The organism is Metabacillus sp. KH_069, from assembly GCF_057838075.1.
In genome coordinates, this window is the sequence record NZ_CM174460.1 from 3884015 (window position 1) to 3904400 (window position 20386).

Below are 20386 nucleotides of genomic sequence, written 5' to 3' on the forward strand. Positions count from 1 at the left end.
TTGGGAGTACCTTTTTACCCGCTCATATTCTCTCTAATTTCCATCAATGCTACAATATAGTTACTTGACACTAATTCACCCAGGAGGTCCCGCCTTGAAACTGCCGACATGCACATCATGCCAATATCAATTCACATGGAAAGAAACACTTCTTACCTCGCTGAAATTCACCAGAATTCTAAAATGTCCAAAGTGCGGTACAAATTTGTATCCAACCCCTAAATCCAGAACCAAGGGAACACTCTTAATCGCCATCCCAATCGTTGCTGCGAGTTTTATCAGTTCTATGATTGGTGCTGATGCAGCAGTAAGAATAACAGCTATTATTCTCGCAGGAATTCTCTCTGTCCTGCTATCGCCTTACTACTATGAATACATAGAAGAAGATAAACCATTGTGGTAAATAAAAGAGCGGGCTCTTTTATTTACTGGTTCGGTTCCCGAGTGCAAAATTAAATATAACAAGACAATGAGAAGGTCAATTCGCATAAGAATTGACCTTCTCAGCGATGAAAGATTGGGGTGCAATCTACCCACCCAAATCCTCTGTCTGAAATTTCGTGTTAAAGTTTAAAAAGAAAGTTTAGAAGAGGAAAAGGGGGAATGGTATAGTGCAAAAAGTTTTTTCTCGTATACTGATAAAAGATAATAACAATAATATTCTGGTTGTTCAAGACAGGGCGAACATTTGGAATTTTCCAGGCGGTAAAAAGGAAATAGGAGAAACACCTTTAGAATGTGCTAAACGAGAAGTTAGAGAAGAAATAGGCTTACACATTCATAATCTTACAGAGATATTTCAAGGTAATTTTCGCTTTGAGGGTATGCAATGGCGTGGACACTTTTATTTTGCAGATTCCGTTAGTGGTATTCCTTCAATGAATGAATTAGATAAAATAAAGGGAATACAATTTATTAACAGCTTTGACTCAGCTGATTTTCCGAAGGAACTTTTGGAAATTACTAAACAATTGTTCGAAAGTCACCTTTTAAAAGAAAAATCAACTATATGGAATTAAAGTAGTTTCGTCTTTAGAATGAAGGACCAATATAATTTAGTTTGAGTTCCTAATTATCAATATTAAAATGATTGCAGCTTATAAAAGGGATTGTCCAATAAGTATCTAAAATGAAGCAGGCAGGAATAACTAATGTTATTTCCTTTCTGCTTTTTTCTATAGGGTCTTTTCATAACTTTGTTATTTTTAGACTCCATGTTACAAACTATTAGTGGATTGTGGCGGATAAACTTGACTCCTGCGGGAAATAGAGCAAATTGGGAGACCCCACAGGCAACGCCGAGGAGGCTCCCATGCTCCCCGCGGAAAGCAAGTTCCTCTCGCTGCAAGGAACGGACAACAATTAATATTCCAAAACAATAATTATGCGAAAACAGACTTTCTGGACAGCCCTTTTCTTATCATAGAATTCTTAAAAACTGCAATGATGCTAAAAAAGAGGATGCTTCAGTTGAGGGACTATTCCCCCCGCGGTCCAATCATATCAAGCGGATTCACATACTCATCAAATTCCTCTTCCGTCAGCAGCTGAAGCTTTAGCGCAGCTTCCTTCAGCGTGCTTCCATCTTTATGTGCTTCTTTCGCTATTTTCGCAGCATTTGCATAGCCAATATGAGGGTTCAAAGCTGTTACAAGCATTAAAGATTCATTTAAATATTTATCAATAACATCCAGATTTGGCTTGATGCCAATCGCACAATGGTCATTGAAGGAATGAATCGAATCCGCAAGCAGTCTCACTGATTGCAGGAAATTATACATAATAACGGGCTTGAACACATTCAGTTCAAAGTTGCCCTGACTAGCTGCAAATCCAATCGTTGCATCGTTGCCCATTACTTGTGCTGCCACCATCGTAATGGCTTCACTTTGAGTTGGGTTCACTTTTCCGGGCATAATGGAGCTTCCCGGTTCATTTTCAGGTATAGTAATTTCGCCGATTCCGCATCTTGGACCGCTTGCGAGCCATCTTACATCATTGGCAATCTTCATTAAATCTGCTGCAAGACCTTTTAAAGCCCCATGAACAAAGACGATTTCATCATGACTTGTCAGGGCGTGAAACTTATTTTCAGACGTGCGGAATTTGGTGGCTGTATACAGGCTGATTTCTTCAGCTGCTAGTCTCCCAAAATCAGGGTGGGCATTGATGCCTGTCCCAACCGCTGTACCTCCGATGGCAAGATCGCGCATCTTTTCAACGGATAAGAGAATCATATCTTTCGACTTTTGCAGCATATGCACCCAGCCGCTTATTTCCTGACCCAATGTAAGAGGAGTAGCATCCTGAAGATGTGTTCTGCCGATTTTGACAACATCTTCGTTTTCTTTAGATTTGTTCACAAGCGTTAAATAAAGCTTATCAATGGCCGGAATTAATAAATCAAAAATAGAGAGCACTCCTGATATATGCATCGCAGTAGGAAATGTGTCGTTCGAGCTTTGTCCCATGTTGACATCATCATTTGGATGAATGAGCTGATCCGATTCTCTTAACAGTGTGTTTCCTCTGTTTGCAATCACTTCGTTTATATTCATATTGCTCTGCGTTCCGCTTCCTGTCTGCCATACAACTAAAGGAAAGTGACCATCGAGTTTTCGGCTGAGAATGTCATCGCATACTTTCACAATCGCATTTTCTTTTTCTGTGCTTAGTTTTCCTAATCTGCCATTCACTTTAGCTGCGCTTCTTTTTAAAATGGCAAATGCGTCAATCAGCTCCTGAGGCATTCTTTCTGATCCAATTTTAAAGTTTTCTTTGCTCCGCTGTGTCTGAGCTCCCCAATACTTATCTGCAGGAACTTTAATCTCACCCATCGTATCTTTTTCAATTCGAAATTCCATTTTCTCCGCCTCCATATTTTTTATCCTTACCTTTTTAATTCAAGAAAAGTTCATATAAACCTTTTTAACACACCTATTCTCCCGCCGCTTTTTTGATAAAATATAGAAAAACGGCGGAGGAAATAAAATGAATTCTTTTAAGCTCGCTATGTTCGATTTGGACGGAACTCTCACAGATCCCGGGACAGGAATTATTCATTCTATTAAGTACGCATTGAATGCAATGAATGTAAAAATGCCGCCAGCCGCTGTTTTAAAAGACTTCATTGGACCGCCGCTTCAGGTGTCGTTTCAAAAGCATTTAGATTTCGATCATGCTGACACTGAGCAGGCCATCAGCTTTTACCGGGAGTACTTTACGGAAAAAGGGATGTATGAAAATGAGGTTTATCCAGGAATTATCAGTCTCCTTGAAGACTTGCAACGTGAAAATATACGGCTTGCTGCTGCTACTTCAAAACCAACTATCTTTGCAGAAAAAATTCTTAAGCATTTCAAAATGGATGCCTATTTTGAGCAAATAGCCGGAAGCAATCTTGATGGCTCACTTACTTCCAAGTCAGACATCATCGCAGAGGTTGTAAAGCATTATCCTGATATATCCAAATTAGAAATCATTATGATAGGTGACCGTAAGCACGATATTATTGGAGCGAAGGAAAATAACATTGCTTCAATTGGGGTTTTATATGGGTATGGTTCAAAGAAAGAACTGAGCTCAGCATCAGCGGATTTTCTTGCACCATCAGTGAGCGCACTGAAGAAAACCTTGCTTCAGCAAGGAAATACACAGCTTAATCAAACGTTTGTTTAACTATTAATGAGGTGATAGAATGGGAGATTTCTTCGTACTGACTGCAGCATTGCTGCTCTTAATTTTTGTTTTAGACTCGCTTGCAAAATTGAAGGGTTCAAGTAAAGACAAGAACGAAAACATTCTTAAACTATATTTAGGATTTTTAATTCTGATTGCCATTTCGGTAATTCCCTATAAATTGTGGAAGCTGACAGGCAGCCATCACAGTCCTGACGGCATGCTCGTTACGGCAGGTGCTGCTCTTGCCATGATTGCTTTCGTTATCAGCTTTTATTCCCGCAGAGTTAAAAGTCATGCTTGAGGGTTGATAAGATGATAAAAATACAAAAAGAAACTGAAACATATACAAGCATACGATATATCCTCAGTATTTAGTGAATTGGCGCATAAACGCAATCGTTTATGCGCCATTTTTTTAGTGGATCATGAGGAGCATTAAAACTATTCATCTTCCCAAAAATCATTTACGATTTTATTAATAAAATTATTGATAAGAAGTGATCTTTTCAGCGAGAAAATATCGTTACCTTTCTATAAAGGTAAAGGATGGGATGATATGAAAAAACGGAATGTGAAAATAATCATGTCAATCGTGCTGATTCCTAGTCTTGTCTTTGTGGTGGTCAAAGGCGGAGAAGCTTTATTTACAAGATCATCAGGCAGCACTGCTGTTCAAGCCAATTATGAAGAAGAAAATTTAGAAGCAGCGACATTTGCAGGCGGCTGTTTTTGGTGCATGGAGCCGCCATTTGAGAAGCTTGACGGAGTTCAGGAAGTTGTCTCAGGATATACGGGAGGCACCGAAGAAAACCCCTCATACAATGACGTTTCTTCAGGAAAAACCGGCCATGTTGAGTCTGTTCAGGTCGTATATGATCCTGCTGTGGTGTCCTACGCAGAACTGCTGGATGTTTATTGGAAGCAAGTGGACCCAACCGATTCTGAGGGGCAATTTGTCGATCGGGGCAAGCAATATGCCACAGCGATTTTTTTTCATAATGAAGATCAGAAACTGGCGGCACAGGCCTCTAAAGAAAAACTGGATCAATCCGGACGCTTCAATCAAAAGATTGTCACGCCAATCCTGCCTGCCTCAACATTCTACATGGCAGAGGACTATCATCAGGATTATTACAAAAAGCACCCGGTCCGATATGAATATTACCGGAATAATTCAGGACGGGATCAGTTTTTAGAAAAAACGTGGGGCGATGAACTGAAAAAAGAACAGGCATCTGATAAAGCCTATCCCAAGCGTTCAAAAGAAGAGTTGAAAAAAGAACTGACTGACATACAGTATGAGGTCACTCAGGAGGACGGCACCGAAAAAGCTTATGACAATGCATACTGGGACTTAAAAGATGATGGCATCTATGTAGACATTGTTTCAGGCGAACCGCTTTTCAGCTCTCTTGATAAATATGATTCAGGCACAGGCTGGCCGAGTTTTACGAAACCGCTTGTGGAAGAAAATATCGTTGAAAAAGAAGACCGAAGCTTCTTTACAGTCCGCACTGAAGTAAGAAGCAAACACGCAGATTCCCACTTAGGTCACGTATTCGATGACGGACCTGAACCGACCGGACTCAGATACTGCATGAATTCAGCTGCGATGCGCTTTGTGCCTGCTAAGGACTTAGATAAAGAAGGATACGGAGAATTTGCATCATTATTTAAGAAATAAAGAGACTGGGACGTAACGATCATCTCCTGAATTAAAGCTGAACATTGAATAGTGTGAAAAGGTTATTTTCGCATAGATTGTTGTTTTTCATGATAAATAATGTCCGTTCCTTTCCGCTCCAGGAACTTGCTTTCCGCGGGGAGCATGGGAGCCTCCTCGGCGTTGCCTGTGGGGTCTCCCACTTTGCTCTATTTCCCGCAGGAGTCAAGTTCCTTCCGCTGCAATCCACTTAAGGTTTTATCATTTAGCCTGCAGCAAGAATATTTATGAAAAGAGCCAAAGAAAAAAATCCGAACTAAAACGAAATTCAAGTTGGAATTTCACATAATAGTTCGGATTTTTCTTTGGCTGGAAACCTTTTGTCCCAGCCTCTTTTGGGTTATCTATTCTTTTGAGCTCGCTAGTTGGGGGAATTTATCTCGCACATTCTACAAGAACCTTCAGCTAGTTCTTCAATCTAATGATCACCTTTGTACCTTTACCCAGTTCACTTTCCATTTTGAATTCCCCGTTATGCTCGGTAATGATTTTGTTGCTGATTGTAAGACCGAGGCCGATGCCTTTTTCTTTTGTAGTAAAGAAAGGTGTTCCGAGCTTTTCTAGACGTTTTTCATCAATACCTGTCCCATTATCTTCAAACGTCAGCTGATAATAGAAACCTTCTTTGCTTTCTCCTCTTATTTTGAGGCGGCCGCCATCTGGCATAGCTTCGATTGCATTTTTCATGACATTAATGAAAACTTGTTTAATTTGATTTTTTTCACATTCTATCTGTGCGGCATCTGAGTCAATCTGAAGATCGATGTCCACATTTTTGAGGGATGCCTCCGGATTCAGCAGAATCATTGTATCTTTAAGAAGCTGAACGATATTTGTGCTTTCTTTCAGATGAATCGCCTGCGGCCTTGCCAGTGCCATGAATTCATTGACAATCTGCTCAATTCTGCTTAATTCATCCATAATGACATTCTGATATTTTTTATCTTTCCCGTGACTGTCTTCTTCTGTCAGCAGCTTAAAAAAGCCCTTTATGGATGTAAGCGGATTCCTGATTTCATGGGCAACACCTGCTGCGAGTTCACCTAATACCGTAAGCTTTTCATAGTTGCGGATATAATCCTCGACTTTTCTTTTTTCAGTTATGTCCCTCGAAATAAACACAATGCTCTCTGGCTCCCCGTGCTGATTTAAAACAGCCATCCCTTTGCCCTCAAACAAAACAGCCTGTCCTGTATGGCTGATTTTGTGATAAGGGATTGTGACAGGTTCTTTCGTAGCAAAAAGGGTGCTCATGATTTCTTCTGCTTTTTCTTGATCTTCTTCAAGAATATAGTTGAAAACGTTTTGCCCTATCATACTCTCAGGCTCATATCCCAGAATTTTTTTGTAAGATGGTGATGCATATTTATAATTTCCTTTTAAATCAACTACACAAATTAAGTCGTTGCTGTGCTCTAAAATGATCCGGTATTTGCTTTCGCTTTTTCTCAGCTTTTCTTCTGTTTGCTTCCGCTGCGTAATGTTTCTGGAAATGACAATTGCATGTTTTAACGTTTCATTTTCAGTGACAGGAACTCCGTGCGATTCAAGCCATATATAAGTATTGTCCTTGCATAAGTAACGATACTCAACCGTCAGCTGTCTATTTTCTTTCAGCATTTTGTAAAATTGGTCTGCAATCTGTTCTCTGTCCTCCGGATGAACAAATTGAAAAGGGCTATATCCTACTGCTTCTGACATGTCATACCCAAGCACTTCTTTGTAAGAAGGAGAAACATAGGTAAACAGTCCATTTTCATCAAGAAGCCCAACGATATCACGCATGTTCTCCGTAATCAGCCGGAACTTTTTTATCGTTTCCTCGTGCTCTTTTTCAAGCTTTTTCTTATTAGTGACGTCTCTGATAATCACCTGGGTGGACTGCATGTCTCCCCATACGTTTGGGAGTGTCGTCACTTCCACGTTTATCGGCAAATCTTTTTTGGTATACCAGATCTGTTCCATTGAGGTTGGCGTGAAACCATTTTTAGTATCAGTAATCCGCTGCTCGATCATTTCTCTATATTGCGGATCAATGGAATTCCAGATCGGTTTTCCTATCAGATCCTCCTTGCGTGTGAACCCAAGCAGCCTCATTGCAGAAGGATTTATATATGTCCACTTTCGGTTTTCGTGAATTAAAAATGCGGTTGGAGAGTTTTCAAGCTGATTTAGATAAACTTCCATTAATCCATCCAGTTTTTCCTGAGAAAGGACTTTCTCTTCATGAGCCTGTTCCAGATTCTTCATTGCGGTCCATCCTCCTCCAAGTACATTCATACCCATAATATATCAAATTTTCTGCCATTACTGAACTTTTATAAAAAAAGCTGTATTTAATAAAGCCAGCATCCTAAAGCGGATACTGGCTAAAATCCATTGCTAATGTGTAATGCCATGATGAATAATTTCAACACTGATCTCGGGCTTAATGAGAATATTCGGGTAGTCCTCTTCCCATTTTAACTCCTTCCAAAGAGAAGGATGATAAGCGATGAGTTCTCTCCCTATCCCAAGAAAATCGCAATTGGCTTCCTGAAGCTTTGCAGCTGTATCCTCTGATTGCTGCTGAAGATAATCAGTAATTTTATTTTGGACTTTCTTTAATAGTTTTGTGTCATATAAATGGTCATGCGGGAATTCAGTGATTTCTACTTTCACTTTTACAGGAATGACAGCTTTCACTTTATGATTATAATCCTTTTTAATTTCCAATTTTGCTTTGGACTCTGCTACATCATAGGAAACAACAAGCTTTTTCCCCTTATATGTGATCTTATGGCTCATATCCATCTGTTTATCTTTTCGATTTGCCATGATTAAAAGCGTTTTTGATTGTGCCAAATCCATTGTCGTACCAGAAAATTTATCTTTGTGAAAAAGGGCCGTTCCGATTAAATCGGCTGTATGATTTTCTTTATCAATCTTCATATATGGAAGAACGAGACCTTTTCCTTCATCGAATAAAACCGTGCACATGGTTTGAATGGTTTCAACAGGTACGACAGAAGACGTTTCGGAAGTATCAATAAGCCCTGCTAAATATTGTCCAATCAATTCCTCGCCGACCTTTTGCAGATTAAGAATTTCCTGAGGATTTTCCTCAACAACGACAAATTTCCCATTCAGAGGGTTTTCAGGAGTACGATAGAGGACATCCGCTATTTGAAACAACCCCTTTTCAGCGAGATCATCCTCTATTAAAAAAATTTTATTTTTAGCGGTCATCACCGTTCCGGACATTTGCTGATTGAGCTTTATTTTTGCATTTCTTGGCGAGGTTGCTGTTACAAAAAATGTTTTATTGATGGGCTGCTGTTCTTTAGACGTATAGGAGTGAATAGACGTAGTCGTTAAAATTTCATCATCATTCGTGATTTGAAAGGCAGTAGCTGACATGAAAACCGTGTTTTTCAGCATTTTTTGATCCCAGCACCCCGTAAACAACGGCAGCAACAGAAGCGCCGGGATTATCCGCTTAAAAGGTCTGATCATGCTTTTTCTTCCCCTTTCTGAAAAAGGATAGTATCAGCAAACAAATTGGGATAGTAAACACAAATATATAGGAGAGTTTATCTACATAATCACCGAGTTTTCCTGCCAGCTGATCACTTTCAGCCGGAGATAAAGCAAGTAAGGATACTGCTAAGACGATTAACGGAACAAAAGAACGATGATTTTTCTTATTAAACACATTCTGCATGGCTGTGCTTGCAATATATATGTACATCAGACCCGACGTAATAACAGAAACGACCCAAATAGCAAGGAAAACAAGATCCACCCTTTCAATAACAGAATAGGTAATGGCCTTGAGCAAATAAAGAGTTGGTTCAGGTACAATCTTCATCTCTTTTGGACTAAAAAACACATAACTGGTAAATGTAATGTACGAATAAAAAATGGTCACAATGATATTGCTCACCGTAACAGATTTCAATACCTGATTCGGCTGACTGTTTATATATGGATAAAGAAACAGCATGATTTCAAAGCCAAGAAAGGACATAATTGCTTCTTTGCTTCCCAGTAATATTTTAACCAATCCGCTGTCTCCGATAGGAAAAATATAGCGGATATCAGCTGTTTGGTAAGCATTGAGCGTGAGCAAAAAAAGAAAAATCAGCAAAAATGAGACAATCACGAAAAACCGTGCCATTTTGCGGATATTCTCTTTTGCAAAATAGACTGAAACTGAAGCAAGGAGCAAGATTAAAACCCATGCCGGAGTTTCATGATAAATCCATCTCTTTAATACATTTACATACAATACAGCGATTAAGCTTGAAACGAAAATATAAAACAGGACGTAGCCCAAATTAACCAAATTCCCTAATATTTTGCCAAGCAGCAGTTTATTGATGTCAAACAATGACTTATCCGGATATTTTTTAACCAGCAGCCAAAATAAAATGGTGAATAGCTGGGCAAATACACCTGCAATAATCACTGATATCCACCCATCCGTACCCGACACAAGAAAGATATTATAAGGCAGCGACAAGACTCCGATGCCGATCTGAGTTTGAAGGACAAGGAAAAACATCTGTTTGTGCGTGATATTATGATTCGTTTTCATGCTTCGACCAATTCCTTAACGAATTTTGTCTTCTGATCTTTTGAGGAGATGTTTCTCTCGGACGATCATTCATATACCAATGATGCATTCTCAGCACAGAATCTTTAATGTTTCCAAACTGCATCGGAGCAAGCGGATAAAAGTAAGGTGTACCAAACGATTCCAGCAGTGTGAGGTGCATGAGAATGATAACGAATATAAAAACAATTCCCAGATAGCCGAATATCGCTGCACCAAACATCATTGGGAAGCTCACAAGCCGCAGTGCTGTGCTCATCTCATTTGAAGGGACAACAAAGGAAGCGATAGCGGTCAAAGCAATCACAATAATCATCATATTAGAAACTAAATTTGCTTCTACAATGGCTGTCCCGATGACTAAACCGCCAACTACACCAATGGTTTGCGAAATCGACGTCGGCAGACGCAATGCCGCTTCGCGCAGCAGTTCCAAAATGATGACCATCAGGAGTGCTTCAGCTATAGGAGGAAGAGGCACATTCTCAAGAGAACTTTTAACAGTCAGAATCAAATCATTCGGAATGAGTTCATAGTGGTATGAAATGGTTGCTATATACAAAGCCGGCAAGCTTATGGCAATAAAGAAGCTTATTATTCTAATAAAACGATAAAAGGATCCGAAAATCCAGCGGCTGTTGTAGTCTTCAGTTGCTTGGAAGAATGCAAAAAAATTAACAGGTGCAATCAGGGCAGATGAGCTTCCCGTCGGCAATATGGCTACTCTTCCTTCAAATAGATTAGATACAACCTTATCCGGACGCTCAGTACTTAAAATTTGCGGAAACAGAGAATATGGTGAATCCTCAATCGATTCTTCTATAATTCCGGGTGTATCAACAGCATCAATTTTTATAGACTTTAATCTCGTGAGAACTTTCTCAATTAATTCTTTGTTTGTTAGATGGTTTATATAAAGAACCGCTACCCTTGTTCTTGATATGTTTCCAATCTCCAAGTATTTCACAACTAGACTTCCATCTAATATTCTTTGTCTGATTAAGTTGAGATTTATATCCATATTCTCCGTAAAACCTTCATGAGATCCGCGGACAACCTTTTCATTTTGAGGCTGTTCAACAGATCTTGCCTTATTGAGCGCAGAATCAATGGCATAAATGCAATCCAAATCTTCTATCAGAAATAAACATGCACCCTTACAAAGAAAATGAATGGCTTCATGAATATCCTTCGTTTTCAAAATCGAGGCAATTGCAACAACATCCTCAACCTCTCCCGACTCTGCTTGCTGCAAGGGTCCTAAAATATCCTGATTGATTTTTTCAGACATCATAAGCGGCACAAAATAAAGCAATAACCCTTGCTTCCCTTTGAACATAACCTTTCTTTGGCCTAAATCATCCGTATGATCCAGGTGAGTCAGGATTTTTGCGATATTCACATTAAAATGGGAAGAAACAGGTATGTTGGTATCTTTGGGAGGTGCCGTATTCATAGGCTGCTGTGGCGTTTGCTTTGATTGTTTTTTTTTCTTGAATAAAGAAAACATAGACTCACCCCTCCACTAGAATCTTTATTAGTTTCTTAGTATGTTGGTAAAAGTATGCATCCGAATATTTTAGAAAGAAAAGCGCAAGCGCCCGTTTGGCGCTGGCATGTCAGATAAGGGTCCGAGGAGCCTGAGCGATTCCGCTCGCCATCGAAGCGCAAATTTTTATACTTTCTTATCTCAGTCTGTAATCAGGTACAAGGAACCACAACCTTGTACCTGGATTATTTTCAACATTTTTAATTGTGAAAATAATCACTTGCAGCCTGCTGCTTTTCCTGCTATATTGCTAACAAATGAATATTTTATTCATTCTGCTGGGGGAGTCCATGATGCTGGACTGAGAAAAGAACGAGAGTCTTTGACCCTTTGAACCTGATCTGGATGATACCAGCGTAGGGAAGCGGTGTGGCGTAGGCCGTTCTTTTTGGCTTTTTACACATACTGTTCCAAGGGTTCTGTTCATTAACAGAACCCTTTTTCTATTCTTTCGCGGGTGCAGATCAAAACTCTACTAAACGATATGAGGAGGAGTTAAGATTGGATTTCGCATTTACTAAACCGTTTGAGGGCAGCAAAAAGAGGTACAAAACAGGATCAAGAGAGGACATTTGTGTTCCTTTTAGGGAAATTGAACTCGCGCAAAATCATGAGCCTGTGCTTGTTTATGATACGAGCGGTCCATACACAGATTCAGCAGCTGCCATTAATATTAAAAAAGGATTGCCTGAAGTAAGAAGAAGCTGGATTTTTGATCGGGGGGATGTTGAAGTATATTCAGGGCGCAGCGTAAAGCCTGAGGATAACGGCCGCCAAGAGAATGTCACTCCACATGGAAACGTCTTTACTGGTGACAGAAACGTACTCCGGGCAAAAAAGAATGCTAATGTCACTCAGCTTCATTACGCCAGAAAAGGGATCATTACACCGGAGATGGAGTACATAGCCATTCGTGAAAACATGGACCATGAATTCATTAGAAGTGAAGTCGCGGCCGGCAGAGCCATCATTCCGGCAAACATCAACCATAGAGAAAGTGAGCCGATGATCATCGGCAAACATTTCCATGTCAAAATCAATGCCAATATAGGCAACTCAGCCGTCACTTCATCCATTGAAGAAGAAGTGGAAAAAATGACATGGGCGATTAAATGGGGGGCTGATACCATCATGGATTTATCGACTGGCAAAGATATTCACACCACCAGAGAATGGATCATCAGAAATTCTCCAGTACCTGTTGGCACAGTTCCCATCTATCAGGCGCTTGAAAAAGTGAATGGCATTGCTGAGGATTTGACCTGGGAAGTTTATAGAGATACCTTAATCGAACAGGCAGAACAAGGGGTCGATTATTTTACTATTCATGCTGGTGTATTGCTGCGGTACATTCCTTTAACCATTAAAAGAACAACCGGAATTGTATCACGAGGAGGATCCATTCTCGCTGGCTGGTGTTTAGCCCATCACGAAGAAAACTTTCTATATACCCACTTTGAGGAGATTTGCGAGATCTTAAAGCAATATGATATTTCCATTTCCTTAGGTGATGGCCTGCGTCCCGGATCGATTGCAGATGCAAATGATGAAGCCCAATTTGCAGAACTAGAAACCCTGGGTGAGCTCACGAAAATCGCATGGAAGCATGATGTCCAGGTGATGATCGAAGGTCCTGGACATGTTCCGATGCACATGATTCGGGACAATGTAGAAAAGCAGCAGGAAATTTGCCATGAGGCGCCTTTTTATACACTTGGACCATTAACAACTGATATCGCACCGGGGTATGATCATATCACTTCAGCTATAGGTGCAGCGATGATCGGCTGGTTCGGAACGGCGATGCTATGCTATGTGACGCCGAAAGAGCACTTGGGATTGCCTAATAAAGATGATGTCCGCGAGGGAGTCATTGCTTATAAGATTGCTGCTCACGCCGCTGACCTGGCCAAGGGACACCCAAATGCACAGTATAGAGACGATGCCCTGTCTAAAGCCAGATTTGAATTCCGGTGGGAAGATCAATTTAATCTATCCCTTGACCCTGACCGGGCAAAAGAATATCACGATGAAACGCTGCCGGCTGAGGGAGCTAAAACTGCTCATTTCTGCTCAATGTGCGGTCCTAAGTTCTGTTCGATGAGAATATCCCACGATTTAAGAAACACGGTAAAAGAACAGGAAATGGAAGAAGGACTGAAGCAAAAGTCGAAAGAATTTGTTGAAAAGGGTTCGGCTCTTTATCAGTAGGATGAGTTATGCTGCGAATGCTGCAGCGGTTTACAGCTATCTGGCCTGTGCCTGCTTTTTTCTGTGAAAATAATTAATGGTGTCAGTCCTAGTAGTACCGCCACTTTTGACGGTTCAAAGCTTAAAAACTGGCATCAGTCTCAGTAGTGCTACCACTTTTAAGGATTCAAAGCTTAAAAACTGGCACCATTCTCCTTAGTGCTACTACTTTTGACGGTTCAAAGCTTAAAAAGTGGCGTCATTCTCCTTAGTGCTACTACTTTTGAAGGTTCAAAGCTTAAAAACTGGCGTCAATCCCAGTAGTGCTGCCATTTTTAACGATTCAAAGCTTAAAACTGGCGCCAGCCTCCTTAGTGCTACCATTTTTGATGGCGCAAGGTCCCAAAAGAAGGGGCTGTCCAATAAGTCAGAAAAAATGACTTTATGGATAGCCCCTTCATAATATCTTACTGTATTGCCTGCAAACCTGCCTGGTTCAAAAAGTTCCAGGGCTTGTTGTAATGCGGCTGGAAGAAAAAGTCGACAAAGCCAAGCTCATCAATCGTCATGCCATTTTGGATGCAGACAGATAACGTATTGATTGATTGAGTCAGATCCGCTTTTGACATCACTTGTGCACCCACAATTCTTCTTGTTTCTTCTTCATAAACGACCTTCAAAGTGACAGATTCGTAAGATGGCATGAATTCAGGACGATCATTCTCTAAGATTGTGATACTTTTCACATTCATATCCATAAAAGAAGCGACTGTTTCTGTCATTCCAGTTGAAGCGATATTGTTTTCATAAATCTTAATGCCTGATGTACCTTGAGTTCCCATATATTTGATTGTTTTCTTTACTAAGTTTTTTGCAGCTAAAGTTCCCATGCGGACGGCATTTGTAGCCAGTGGAATATACGCATGCTTCCCAGTTGGATTGTAGAGAATCGCGCAGCTGTCGCCTGCTGCAAAAATATCTTCATTGCTTGTTTGCATATACTCATTGACGATGATAGCGCCATTATCCAGCATATCCACCTGCCCTTGCAGCAAACCCGTATTCGGTTTAAATCCAATGCAGAGCACAACTAAATCTGTCTCGTATGCGCCCTTTGTTGTCACTACTTTTGAAACATGGCCATTTTCGCCTTCAAATTTGCTGACTGTCTCACCCAAAGCAAGAGTAATGCCGCGATTTTCAAATTCGTTTTCAATGACTTCTGTATATTCTGGATCCAGATATTTGCTTAGAATACGGTCTGAACTGTCTATTAAAGTAACTTCTTTTCCGTAAGATTCAAACGCTTCTACAAGCTCAATTCCAATATAGCCTGCCCCAACGACTGTAATTTTCTGGGCATCCTTTGCTTTTTCAATGATATTATTTGCATGAGTATAGTTTTTTGAAAGGACGATATTATTCAATTGAATTCCTTCTAAAGGAGGAACAATCGGCCAAGATCCTGTCGTCATCACTAATTTGTCGTACGTATCTTCAATGACCTGACCTGTTTCAAGGTTTTCAGCCGTCAGTGTTTTCGCCTCTGAATCGATAGATGTCACGGCATGTTTCATTTTCATCGTTACTCCCATATTCTCAAGTTCCTGAGGTGAAGAGTAAAATAAGCCCTGTGCGTCCTGAACAACTCCTCCTACATATAACGCAATGCCGCAAGATAAGAATGAAACATTATCATTTTTTTCATAAACCGTAATTTCTGCTTCCGGATAAAGCTTCGTCATATTTGAAACAGCTGCTGTTCCAGCATGTGTACATCCAATCACTGCGATTTTCATAAAAGTAGTTCCTCCTTGAGATTATCATTTGTGAATGTTTTCACATAATATTGTGAAGTTATTCACATATGTTGCTTAATTCATATTATATTCCCCTATTTTCAAAAACGCAAGAGATATTGTGAAGTTTTTCACATAATGTTTTTTCCCTGTTACTATCTATTCATCAGCCAATCGTCATGGTAGAATTTTTACAATACTCTGAAAAAAATCGAGGTTTTCAAATGAAATCTGCCATAGAAATCAGCAAGCACATTCTACTATTTCTCTTAATTGTTCTATCTCTCATTCTAGTCGTTCTTTTCCCAAGAGATGTTGAAATACGAGCTGAGGGCAGAGCACAGACAGTTATATTTGACTATCAGTTTTCATGGTCTGTTTATCAAGAAAACATAACATCTTTTTTCAGCGGCGTTTATAAGGATAAAAGCCTTGGACTGACAAAATATGAACGCCCCGTAGAAGAAGAAATGAAACTGTATTTTTCAAGAAGCATAAAAATCATTATGACTGCTTTCCTCCTGAGCTCAATTTTTGGAATCCTGAAAGGAGTATATGATGCAGCGCACCCTAGTCCGCTCGGAATGATTTTTGGAAAAGGATTCACATGGGTGCTGCAGGCCTTTCCTGATTTCTTCCTGTTTCTCTGTCTGCAGTGGGTTCTCATCATCTATTTTAAGGACTATGTCGACCTATTTGGACACGATAACTGGTACAGTTTTTTGTATCCCGCTCTGCTGGTGTCCATTTATCCTGCCCTGTACATAAGCCGCATTACTGCTGCATCCTTTCAGGAACAGTCAGGCAAGCAATATATTACGGTAGCCCATTCAAAAGGCTTGCCGCAAGCTGTTATCACATTTAAGCATGTTCTTAAAAACAGTGCAGGTCCAATCTTAAATCATGCCGGCTCCATGATGATCTATATTCTTTCCAATTTATTAATTGTGGAATATCTGCTTGATTACAAAGGGGCTGCATACCGTCTATTCGAAGCATTTAATGTAATGCCTGCCTTAAGTGTTGGCTTGAACACAGCAATCGAGCCAAACGTCATTATTGCATTTGGCACTTGTTTCATGATGCTCGTGCTTATTGTTCAAATCACGAGCTTACTTATTAAAAGAATGATAGATCCAAGGGAGGGAGGGGTATGAGAAATAAAACACTGTTGTTGGGAACCATTATGCTTGCTGGCATTATATTGATTTCTCTGGTTGGTCCCCTTTTCCCAAATGTGCAGGAAGGGACCCAAGAACAGAGAATGGTTTTTATAAACAGCACGACCTATGAACGGGCGCCTTTCCCTCCCTCACTGCAGCATCCTTTTGGAACGGATGATGACGGGAGAGACATCATCAGCCTCATTATCATGGGAGCAAAAGATACACTGCTCCTTATTTTCAGCATTACAGTCATACGTTATCTTGCCGCCATTGTGCTTGCATTTTTAGGCGCCAGTAAAAAAAGTCCGTTCAGGCTGCTGATATACGGCTTAAACGGCTTTGCTGCAAGTCTTCCCTTAATTTTTGCAGCCATTCTTTTTATTACGATGCCCATGTTTACCTTCAGCCCTAATCGCGTCATCTGGATCATTCTCTTTCTCTCGCTGATTGATGTCGGCAAAGTTGCGTTTATCCTTCAGCAATCAATGAGCAGCCTTTCGCATTCTCAATTTGTAGAAGCAGGAGTGACCGTCGGCAATAAACCATTAGGTCTTTTCACTCGCTATTACCTTCCGAATTTATTGCCGGAGCTGATCGTCCAATTTTTTATGGACCTCGGAAAAGTGGCCCTTTTACTTGGACAGCTCGGAATTCTATCTATCTTTGTTACACAGGTTTTTGTTCAGACGAACTATGGATACGGTGAACTGCAAAATACAAGCCTGAATTGGTCAACTCTTCTTGGGATGGCTAGATCTGATATATTAAGAGGCTTCTGGATTCCATTTTTTCCGGCGCTTGCCCTGACATTCCTGATTTTCACCTTCAACTTCATCGGTGAAGGACTTAGACAGCATTTCAGCCGTGTATAACCGGTTTTAAAAAAGCAAATGCCTGACTGCAGAAACAGTCAGGCACTCTTTTATATTTGGTCTTTATCAAACCATCCTTTCCGTTTAAACCAAATAAACATCATGAAACTTAGGAAGCCCATTCCTCCAAGTACATAAAAATAGCCGTATTCCCATCTGAGTTCTGGCATGTTGTCAAAATTCATGCCATAAACCCCTGCTATAAAGGTCAGCGGCATAAAAATAGTTGTAATGACAGTCAGTGTCATCATCACAGTATTTGCCCGATAAGAGTTAACCGAGATATAATTTTCCCTTATTTCAGCAGTGAAATCCATATTGGCAGAAATCAGCTCGGACAGTTTTATCAGATGGTCATACACATTCATGAAATAGGTTCTTTCATTCTTTGGGATATTCAGTCTTTCTGAATTTAATAGCCGGTAAAGCAAATCTCTCATAGGATAGATGGTCCGCTTTAACTTAAGCAAGCCTGAACGCGTTTCAAACACCTGCTTCATGATCTGCTTGATTCTGAATTCCCCGCTCTCAAGCGCATTCAGCGTCTCTTCCATCTCAGTTATGCGCGGAAAATAGAAATCCACAAGTTTATCCAACAATTCATAAAAGACATAGTTGGGTGTAAGAGATTTCACATTATTTATTTGCTTTATTTTTTCATAAAGAAGCTCTGTTTCTTCCGACTGATGTAAATGAAAGGTTACTATATACTTCTCAGACAGGAAAACATCCACTTCCTCGGCCTCCATCGTATCTTTATTAATAGAATGAAGAACGAAAAAATGATACCCGTCATAATAGTCAAGCTTCGGCCTCTGGAGAAAGTGAAAACAGTCTTCAATAGCTAAAGGATGAAAGTTGAAAAGATCCTTCAGCACTTTCCCTTCCTCATCTTTTTCAGGATAAATATCAAGCCAGATCATTTTATATGAATCAAGTGAAAAATTCTTTAAATCGACTGAGTGAATGATGCTGCCGCTATGATCGACTGCCATCGTTTTAATCAAAATGTTCCATCTCCTTTAAATCGACACATCGCGCTTCGTAAAAGCTGCCCATGCTGCTGCGAAAAAGAGGCATAAATAAATACACAAAACAGCAATGGAAAATCCCATTGTTGTCCCCTCAAATAACGGCCTGTTCCCTTCAAGATGCTGCTTGAGGCTTGTATTGGCAAACAGGATGTACTTTCCCCACTCCAAATTGTAATGTGCAAGGAGCTGGACGAAGGTTTTCCCTGAAAACGTGATGAACATTGACAGTCCTATAGCAAGAGAGCTGTTCCTGAATACAGCAGAGATCATAAAAGCAAATGTTGAAATCATGATCATTTCAATGAATACGGTAAGGTAATTCAGACCGATGCTTTTTATTAACTCTGTTTCCCACGTTTCGCCCGCTGTCCCAAAGAAAATTAGTCCTAATAAGACAGACAGTGCAAAATAGAAGAGTAAAAAGTACAATCCGAACAAAACAGATGTGATGTATTTCGCCAGAAGAATTTTCGTGCGGACTACAGGACGGATGAGCAGAAATTTAATTGTGCCCCACGTAAATTCATTTGCCACAATAGCCCCGGCAATCACAAGTGCAAAGAAAGGCAGTACAAATAAGAAACCTGTAGTCAGTGATACATATCCCAGTACAAATTCATTGGTTCCCGCACCGGAAAACATTCGTTTTGATATGACTGACATTAAGATGCTGACCACAGCAAGTGTAATAAAAAGAGCGCTGGTGCTTTTCTGAAAAAGCAGTTTCATATGCTCGATTTTAATTAACTTCATCATGGAACATTTCCTCCGTAAGCTCGATAAAGGAGTCTTCCAATGACTTATAAACAGGCTGGATGGAATAGACATCGATCTTTCCATGCACGAGTATTTGATTGATTTTTGGAATCTCATCTTTCTTGATTAATAAAGAGATGCCATTATCGTGAATGACTGCAGAGTATTGGGGATGTAAAATTTGCATAGCCCGCTTGCCCTCTGATAATTCAAACCCCACTTTAAGCAGTTCATCCTTCTGCTTGCCAATCTCATTTACTGCAGCGATCTGCCCTCTTCTAATAATGGCAGCTCTTGTACACAGTTCCTCAACTTCTTTAAGAAGATGAGATGCAATAATAACGGAAACATTTTCTTTTTCACAAAGCTCTCTTAAATAGGTTCTAAGCTCTCTGATGCCAGATGGATCCAGTCCGTTTGTCGGCTCATCCAAAATGAGCAGCTTAGGTTTATGTAAAATGGCCTGTGCAATTCCAAGGCGCTGTCTCATCCCAAGAGAGTACGTTTCTACTTTGTCGTGGATCGCATTCCCCATATGAACAAGACTGACAACATCATCAATCCTCTTTTTACTGATGCCTCTGTGCATATGGGCAAAATGCGATAGGTTCTGATAACCCGTCATAAAGGGATAGAATTCTGGATTTTCAACAATGGCTCCAGCATGTGAAATCGCTTTTTCAAATTCTCTGTGAACCGAGTGCTGATTGATTGTGATTTCTCCGGAATCTATCTTAACGAGTCCAAGGATGGACCTGATTAATGTCGTTTTTCCTGAGCCATTGGGACCCAGAAGCCCGAATATTTCTCCTTCATATACGTCCAGGGAAATTTGATGAAGCAGCTGTTTTTGACCTATTGACTTGTCCACATTTTTTACGCTGAGAATGACCTTCTTCATGCAGCATCCCTCCTCCTATCAACAGTATATACCGGAAGATGAAGATTCGGAAAGAAGGATGGCAGAGGAACGGTAAACGAAAAAAACTGCCGATAAGAATGCCTCAGACAGTTTTCAG

At 40.2% G+C, this 20386-nt stretch carries 17 protein-coding genes and 1 riboswitch; of the genes, 8 read left to right on the forward strand and 9 right to left on the reverse strand.

The features are described from left to right. The first annotated feature begins 94 nt into the window (after positions 1-94). Positions 95-403, forward strand: a complete 309-nt coding sequence (locus AC3ISE_RS19600) for a TIGR04104 family putative zinc finger protein (protein ID WP_489222258.1) — start codon at positions 95-97, stop codon at positions 401-403. Positions 404-611: 208 nt separating this feature from the next. Further along, positions 612-1019 carry an NUDIX hydrolase gene (locus AC3ISE_RS19605; protein WP_489222259.1) on the forward strand — a complete coding sequence of 136 codons (408 nt, stop codon included), beginning with the start codon at positions 612-614 and terminating at the stop codon, positions 1017-1019. A gap of 459 nt (positions 1020-1478) precedes the next feature. On the opposite strand, the gene fumC is transcribed toward AC3ISE_RS19605, so the two are convergent. Beyond that, on the reverse strand, positions 1479-2864 hold the full coding sequence (gene fumC / locus AC3ISE_RS19610) for a class II fumarate hydratase (protein ID WP_489222260.1): 1386 nt from the start codon (positions 2862-2864) through the stop codon (positions 1479-1481). Between the two features lie 127 nt (positions 2865-2991). Here fumC and AC3ISE_RS19615 point away from each other — a divergent pair, with 127 nt between their 5' ends. From AC3ISE_RS19615 to msrB, 3 genes are all read left to right on the forward strand, one after another. Then, a complete protein-coding gene (locus AC3ISE_RS19615; protein WP_489222261.1) occupies positions 2992-3678 on the forward strand; it encodes an HAD hydrolase-like protein in 687 nt (228 codons plus the stop codon). 19 nt (positions 3679-3697) lie between these two features. Then, positions 3698-3982 carry a hypothetical protein gene (locus AC3ISE_RS19620; RefSeq protein ID WP_489222262.1) on the forward strand — a complete coding sequence of 95 codons (285 nt, stop codon included), beginning with the start codon at positions 3698-3700 and terminating at the stop codon, positions 3980-3982. 255 nt (positions 3983-4237) lie between these two features. Beyond that, positions 4238-5365 (forward strand): peptide-methionine (R)-S-oxide reductase MsrB, encoded by a 1128-nt coding sequence (gene msrB, locus AC3ISE_RS19625; RefSeq protein ID WP_489222263.1) that lies wholly within the window; start codon positions 4238-4240, stop codon positions 5363-5365. Between the two features lie 444 nt (positions 5366-5809). Here msrB and AC3ISE_RS19630 read toward each other — a convergent pair whose 3' ends face one another. The 4 genes from AC3ISE_RS19630 to AC3ISE_RS19645 form a co-directional block, all read right to left on the reverse strand. Next, entirely contained in the window at positions 5810-7654 is a 1845-nt protein-coding gene (locus AC3ISE_RS19630; protein ID WP_489222264.1) for a PAS domain S-box protein, read from the reverse strand. Between the two features lie 132 nt (positions 7655-7786). Further along, positions 7787-8899, reverse strand: a complete 1113-nt coding sequence (locus tag AC3ISE_RS19635; protein ID WP_489222265.1) for a Ger(x)C family spore germination protein — start codon at positions 8897-8899, stop codon at positions 7787-7789. Further along, on the reverse strand, positions 8883-9983 hold the full coding sequence (locus AC3ISE_RS19640; protein WP_489222266.1) for a GerAB/ArcD/ProY family transporter: 1101 nt from the start codon (positions 9981-9983) through the stop codon (positions 8883-8885). Before AC3ISE_RS19640 ends, AC3ISE_RS19635 begins: the two co-directional genes overlap by 17 nt. After that, the gene (locus tag AC3ISE_RS19645) at positions 9967-11511 is read right to left on the reverse strand and encodes a spore germination protein (RefSeq protein ID WP_489222267.1); all 1545 of its coding nucleotides are present in this window, start codon (positions 11509-11511) and stop codon (positions 9967-9969) included. The genes AC3ISE_RS19640 and AC3ISE_RS19645 overlap by 17 nt, the downstream gene beginning before the upstream one ends. A 309-nt stretch (positions 11512-11820) precedes the next feature. Further along, positions 11821-11930: riboswitch (TPP riboswitch) on the forward strand. 121 nt (positions 11931-12051) lie between these two features. On the opposite strand from AC3ISE_RS19645, the gene thiC reads away from it, so the two are divergent. Continuing rightward, the gene (thiC, locus tag AC3ISE_RS19650; protein ID WP_489222268.1) at positions 12052-13761 is read left to right on the forward strand and encodes a phosphomethylpyrimidine synthase ThiC; all 1710 of its coding nucleotides are present in this window, start codon (positions 12052-12054) and stop codon (positions 13759-13761) included. 446 nt (positions 13762-14207) lie between these two features. On the opposite strand, the gene AC3ISE_RS19655 is transcribed toward thiC, so the two are convergent. Continuing rightward, the gene (locus AC3ISE_RS19655) at positions 14208-15539 is read right to left on the reverse strand and encodes an FAD-dependent oxidoreductase (RefSeq protein ID WP_489222269.1); all 1332 of its coding nucleotides are present in this window, start codon (positions 15537-15539) and stop codon (positions 14208-14210) included. Between the two features lie 224 nt (positions 15540-15763). Here AC3ISE_RS19655 and AC3ISE_RS19660 point away from each other — a divergent pair, with 224 nt between their 5' ends. Both AC3ISE_RS19660 and AC3ISE_RS19665 read left to right on the forward strand, forming a co-directional pair. Then, positions 15764-16696, forward strand: coding sequence for an ABC transporter permease subunit (locus tag AC3ISE_RS19660; protein WP_489222270.1), 933 nt, complete (start codon positions 15764-15766; stop codon positions 16694-16696). Further along, a complete protein-coding gene (locus AC3ISE_RS19665; protein ID WP_489222271.1) occupies positions 16693-17577 on the forward strand; it encodes an ABC transporter permease in 885 nt (294 codons plus the stop codon). Before AC3ISE_RS19660 ends, AC3ISE_RS19665 begins: the two co-directional genes overlap by 4 nt. Before the next feature lie 50 nt (positions 17578-17627). On the opposite strand, the gene corA is transcribed toward AC3ISE_RS19665, so the two are convergent. Genes corA through AC3ISE_RS19680 form a run of 3 tightly spaced genes read right to left on the reverse strand, consistent with a single transcriptional unit; the run spans position 17628 to position 20268 of the window. Further along, positions 17628-18584 carry a magnesium/cobalt transporter CorA gene (corA, locus tag AC3ISE_RS19670; protein WP_489222272.1) on the reverse strand — a complete coding sequence of 319 codons (957 nt, stop codon included), beginning with the start codon at positions 18582-18584 and terminating at the stop codon, positions 17628-17630. A gap of 15 nt (positions 18585-18599) precedes the next feature. Next, the gene (locus tag AC3ISE_RS19675; RefSeq protein ID WP_489222273.1) at positions 18600-19367 is read right to left on the reverse strand and encodes an ABC transporter permease; all 768 of its coding nucleotides are present in this window, start codon (positions 19365-19367) and stop codon (positions 18600-18602) included. Beyond that, entirely contained in the window at positions 19351-20268 is a 918-nt protein-coding gene (locus AC3ISE_RS19680; protein ID WP_489222274.1) for an ABC transporter ATP-binding protein, read from the reverse strand. Before AC3ISE_RS19680 ends, AC3ISE_RS19675 begins: the two co-directional genes overlap by 17 nt. Positions 20269-20386 lie beyond the last annotated feature (118 nt).